This is a genomic window from Archangium sp. (genome assembly GCF_036388035.1).
Classification (GTDB): Bacteria; Myxococcota; Myxococcia; order Myxococcales; family Myxococcaceae; genus Archangium.
In genome coordinates, this window is sequence record NZ_DASVSO010000312.1 from 1 (window position 1) to 4,676 (window position 4,676).

Genomic DNA, 4,676 nt, shown 5'->3' on the forward strand with positions numbered 1-4,676 from the left:
AGCGGCGGGCGATGGCGGGGCTCGTCAGCCTGCTGGTGCTCAGCCTGCTCGTGGGCATGGCCTTCATCGGCTTCTACAACCCCGCCTGGAGCGGCATCTCCTCCCTCAACCCCATGACCCAGGGCATCTCCGTGCTCGGCCATGTGGATGACTTGCGCCCCGGGCACCTGCTGACGCCCATCGCCATCCTGCTGGGGATGAACGGGGCCGTACTCGCTCTCGGCGCCCTGCGGGTGCGCCACCTGGAGGTGTGACGCCATGCAGGCCACTCTTCGCCGCTACCGGCTCCTCGAGGCCCGCCATGCCGTCGGCTGGGTGCCCCTCGTGTCCCTGCTCGTGGGCCTCGCCATCGTCGTCTTCACGGCCTGGCTCATGCCGCTCTTTCCCACCCCGGTCATCACCTTCATGGAGCGCGCGTTCCTGATCCGCGGAATGGGCGCCGTGATCCTGGTCAACGAATACATCGGCATCTACCTCCTGGTCTTCTTCGGCGGCGTCACGGGGTTGATGCGGGCCCTCGTCGAGCCACGGGAGAACCGCTCCCTCGAGCTGCTGCTCAGCAAGCCCATCTCCCGCCGCACCTTCCTGATGGCCCGGGTGGGCCCCATCCTGCTCGCCGCCACCGCCTTGGGCGTGGTGCTGTGCCTGCTCCTGGGGCTCGTCGTGCGGCCCTTCACCGGCGAGGGCTCCAACGTGAGCGTCGCGGGAGCGATCGGCGCCGGGCTCATCTTCACGGCCCTGGCGGTGCTGCTGCTCTGCGTGCTCGTCGTCCCGCTGCTCCTGGTGCGCGACGCGTTCCAGGGACTCCTCATCGCGTTCGTGACGTGGATCGTGCCGCTGTTCCCGACCGCGGTGTTGCTCTATCGCCCCGATCTGTACGAGGGGCGCGACTGGCTGCGAGACATGATCGTCCTGGGACCGAACCTCCTCTGGTACGACGCGGCGGTGCCGCGCCTCACCGCCATCGCGCTGGCCGTGGCCTTCGTGGGCTCCTGGGGCGCGCTCGTGCTCGGCACCCGCATGTTCGAGCGCGCCGAATTGCGCTGAGCGTCGAGCGGTGCTCAGGGCGCGCCACAGGCGAGCCACTCGCCCAGCTTCCGCCGCTCCTCCTCGGTGGGCTTGGGTCTGCCGCTCGGCGGCATCTCGGTGTTGGTGGCGGACGGTCCCGCGGCGGCGTGGGTGTCGATGTCCTCCGCCCAGTCGCGCACGTCATCCAGCGTGTCGAAGTTCACCTCCTCCGGGGCGCCCCTGCGCGATGTATAGCCGACGTCCACGCTGTGGCAGGGGAGGCAGTATCTCTCCATGAAGGCCTGGCCGAAGTTCTGCTCGGTGGGGCCGCCGCTCTCCGGGCAGGTCGCGCCAGACGGTCCGCCCGGGCGCCGTGGGGTCTGGGGTTCGGTCTCCTCGCCGCAGCCGCCAAGGCAGACGAAGGAGAGGGCGGCGAGGAGTGGAAGTGGGAGCCAGGGGGAACGAGCGGACATGTTGAACTCTCCGGTAGCTGAAGACGGCGGAGCGGCGGGGACTCAGGGCGAGGGTTCGAGCTCCGCGGAGCTGGCCACGTTCCGCAGCACCTGCTCGGATGCCTCGGCCGATGCGAGGTCCACACCGTCCAGCCAGCGATCATAGGCCAGATGGAGGGTGCGGCTCGCCTCCAACGCGTCCGCCGTGAGGGAGAGTCCCTCCAGCCACACCTCGGCGTTGCCGACGCTGGCGCTCTCCAGGCGGAAGGGCCTCGCGGCTCCTCCCTCGGCGGGCACGCGCTCTCCCTCCAGCAGCAGGGTCTTCCCCTCCATGCCCACTCCGGCGGGCAGGCCCTCGGCATCCGCGTCCGCCGGCCCGAAGACGAGGTGGGCGCGGCAGTAGCTGCCAGGAGGCGGTTGCAGGGTGCCCAGCACGAGCGCCTCTCCATCCGGGCGCTCCAGGCCGAGCACGTGCGGTGTGCCCAGCCGCCGGGGGCTGGTGGTGGAGTGAGCCTCGGCCGTGCCAATGGGCGAGAGCTGGCGCAGCCACCGCCAGGCGCCGCGCGTCGGACACGGGAAGAGCTCCACGCTGCTCAAGGTGACGTGGGCGCGGGTCAGGGTGACGCGCTCGCCCCGATCGGTGGTGAACTGGCGGGCGGAGCCTTCCGTCCGTCCATCTCGGGCCGGGCGGAGCTCGAGCTGGAGATGGAGCCGGGTGCCCTCTTCGCGCGCTCCACACGCGCAGAGGGCCAGCAGGAGGAGGGAGACGAGGCGAGGCTTCATAGATCGTAGGCGACGGCGGCCTGGAGGATGGGCGTCTGGCGGACGTTGCCGCGCAGGAGGTTGAGGACGGGCACGCGCACGCCGAGCTCCACCACCACGTCGGTGGCCGGGCTGAAGAGCACGTCCGGGGAGAGGTAGGCGATGAAGCCGCTGCCCACCGGATCCGGCACGCCGAGGGTGTCGCTGGAGCCCTCCAGGCGGCTGTCCAGGGCGAGGCGCAGGGCCCAGCGCGGGCCCGGCTGGTACTGGGCGGCCAGCGTGGTGCGCAGGGCGGCGCCGGCGCGAAAGCCCTCGCGCCCGCGCGTGGGGAGGTAGCCCGTGGCGCTGGCGAGGAAGGACCAGTCGGCGCGGAAGGCGGTATAGGCCAGTCCCAGGAAGGGGTCCACGGAGGCGGTGCCGAGCTGGGCATCGAGCGACAGCGGGCGTCCCTCCGCGTCGCGCTGGGTGGGCGAGGTGGGCAGCCGGGTGCCCACGAGCACGCCGAGGAGGTGGTTCGGCGAGAAGTCGCGATCCCGGAAGACGAAGGCCTTGGCGCCGACCTCCATGTCCCCGAGTCCCCAGGCCGTCTCGCGCGCGAGGCTGACGTCCTGCACCGTCCGGGCCTGCAGGGGCAGGGTGGCCGACAGGAAGAGCCAGGGCAGGGGGGCGTAGGCCACCGAGAGATCCAGGCGCAGCTCACGCAGGGAGAGGGCGTCGAGCTCCTCCTGGCCCGTCGTCATGCCCCAGGCGCGCACCTGGGTGGCGAACCGCAGGCGCCCGGCGAAGGGCTGTTCGGTGCCCATGGAGGTGAGGGTGGGATCGCCACAGGCGCAGGTGGCGCAGGCGAGCCCCTCCGTGGGGACGAGGAGGGTGGCCACGGCCAGGGCCGCGACGGTGGGGGACTTCCACATGGTGGCGCGCACTGTAGCCGCCAGGGCCCTCGGGGTTCCTGCGGCGAGTTGTCGCGGCTCACCCTCCCGGCGGAGCCCCGAGCCGCAGCGTCCGGACCACCTCGAAGGGGCGATTTCCCTCCCGCGCGATGATGCTCACCTCCGAGGCCTGGAAGACGAGCGGGCTCCACGTCTCGCCCAGGCTCGCCATGAGCGAGGCCACCCGCTCGGCACCGCCCGACTGGCCCACGCTGAGGTGCGGCGTGAAGCCGCCCGAGAAGCCCGAGGTGTGGGCGTAGTCGGGGGCGGCCTCCTGGAGCGCGGCCTGGAGGCGTGCGAAGGCCTCACGCGGCTCCGGCGCGAGCCAGACGGTGCTCCGGTCCGAGCGGTGCTGGAAGACCCGGAACGCGCCGAGGCTCACCTCGAAGGGGCTCAGCCCGGCGCAGGCGGCCTCGAGCCCGGGGAGCAGCTTCGGCAGCTCGTCGCGGGGGGCGAACGGGTAGAGCAGGGTGATGTGGGGCATCCACCGCTGGAGCTGCCGATCATGCACGCGGCGGATGGCCTGGATGGGCGGCCAGACCTCGGCGGGGGGGATGAAGACCACCGCCGTGCGATGGGTCCACGCGGGATTCGCCATGACGCCTCCCTCCGCTCGCCCCGCTCAATGGGCCCGCTGGAGCCAGCGCGGCAGCCGGAAACGGCGGTCGATCGGTGGTGGGCTCAGGGACAGCTCGGGCGACCGCTGGCCGATCCGCGTCAGGAGCAGATCATAGAGCTCCTCGTAGCTGCTCGCCTCCCGCAGCTCCTCGACGTTGCCGGTCCACTCCAGCGACATCTGGCGCAGCTCCTCCTTGAGCGTGTCGCTGAAGCGTTGCCGGACCTCGGGAGCCACCAGCCGCTGGGCGTCGAAGGCGCCCTCGGGGATGCCATTGAGGCTGGGCTCGCCTCCGGTGTACAGGCCGCTGTCCTCCAGCGCCCGGCGGATGGCCCCCACCAGGGCTGGCAGCGGCCACGACAGGCTGCGGCGGTTGCGCAGGTAGGCGAGGAAGTCCACCTGGTAGTCCTCCGAGAGCCGGCTGCCGATGTTGTAGAGCGCCTGGAGTGGCAGGCCACTCCGGGTGGCCAGATCCTGCAGCAGTGTCCGCGCGCGCTGGCTCGGGTCCAGCAACTCGGGGGCGGAGCCGAGCCGGGCACTGGCCGTCCTGAGCTCCGGCGCTCCCTCGCCGACGTGCCACCGCGCGTCCTGGTAGAGCTCGCGCATGTCGCTGGCCCCGCGCACGCCCATCTGCCTGGCCGCGCCCACCTTGTCGCGCAGGTAGGTGACGAGGATGGCCTGGTCCACCCAGTCGATGCTGCGCGCGAGCGGGTAGAGCGTGCGCAGCGTCAGCTCGCCGGGATCCGCCGAGGCCAGGTGCTGGATGTCCGAGATGCCCAGCTCCTCCAGCCGCTCGCTGATCCGATCATTGACGCCGTCCACGTACTCCAGCGACAGGGCCTCCTGGCTGGGCACGGTGGGCTGGAAGATGGTCTGCACGCGCCGGCGCAGGGCCTGGAGCGCCCAGCT

7 protein-coding genes are annotated in these 4,676 nt (G+C 71.8%); 2 read left to right on the forward strand and 5 right to left on the reverse strand.

Annotated elements, in window-relative coordinates:
* The coding region (locus tag VF697_RS12880) for a hypothetical protein (protein ID WP_331094738.1) at window positions 1-254 on the forward strand (254 nt) is incomplete at its 5' end.
* Window positions 255-258: 4 nt separating this feature from the next.
* Entirely contained in the window at window positions 259-1,047 is a 789-nt protein-coding gene (locus VF697_RS12885; RefSeq protein WP_331094740.1) for an ABC transporter permease, read from the forward strand.
* A 14-nt stretch (window positions 1,048-1,061) separates the two neighbouring features.
* On the opposite strand, the gene VF697_RS12890 is transcribed toward VF697_RS12885, so the two are convergent.
* The 5 genes from VF697_RS12890 to VF697_RS12910 form a co-directional block, all read right to left on the reverse strand.
* Window positions 1,062-1,481, reverse strand: a complete 420-nt coding sequence (locus tag VF697_RS12890; protein WP_331094742.1) for a hypothetical protein — start codon at window positions 1,479-1,481, stop codon at window positions 1,062-1,064.
* A gap of 42 nt (window positions 1,482-1,523) precedes the next feature.
* On the reverse strand, window positions 1,524-2,243 hold the full coding sequence (locus VF697_RS12895; protein ID WP_331094744.1) for a hypothetical protein: 720 nt from the start codon (window positions 2,241-2,243) through the stop codon (window positions 1,524-1,526).
* A complete protein-coding gene (locus tag VF697_RS12900) occupies window positions 2,240-3,133 on the reverse strand; it encodes a transporter (RefSeq protein WP_331094746.1) in 894 nt (297 codons plus the stop codon). The genes VF697_RS12895 and VF697_RS12900 overlap by 4 nt, the downstream gene beginning before the upstream one ends.
* A 58-nt stretch (window positions 3,134-3,191) precedes the next feature.
* Window positions 3,192-3,749: a 2'-5' RNA ligase family protein gene (locus tag VF697_RS12905; RefSeq protein ID WP_331094748.1), complete on the reverse strand. Its 558-nt coding sequence runs from the start codon at window positions 3,747-3,749 to the stop codon at window positions 3,192-3,194.
* Between the two features lie 24 nt (window positions 3,750-3,773).
* Window positions 3,774-4,676 (reverse strand): hypothetical protein (locus tag VF697_RS12910; protein ID WP_331094750.1); only part of this gene is annotated, 903 nt, incomplete at its 5' end.

Bases quoted from the DNA above. Each gene is read 5' to 3' on its own strand.
- VF697_RS12885 (WP_331094740.1), top strand. From the start codon at position 259: ATGCAGGCCACTCTTCGCCGCTACCGGCTCCTCGAGGCCCGCCATGCC.
- VF697_RS12890 (WP_331094742.1), bottom strand. From the start codon at position 1,481: ATGTCCGCTCGTTCCCCCTGGCTCCCACTTCCACTCCTCGCCGCCCTC.
- VF697_RS12895 (WP_331094744.1), bottom strand. From the start codon at position 2,243: ATGAAGCCTCGCCTCGTCTCCCTCCTCCTGCTGGCCCTCTGCGCGTGT.
- VF697_RS12900 (WP_331094746.1), bottom strand. From the start codon at position 3,133: ATGTGGAAGTCCCCCACCGTCGCGGCCCTGGCCGTGGCCACCCTCCTC.
- VF697_RS12905 (WP_331094748.1), bottom strand. From the start codon at position 3,749: ATGGCGAATCCCGCGTGGACCCATCGCACGGCGGTGGTCTTCATCCCC.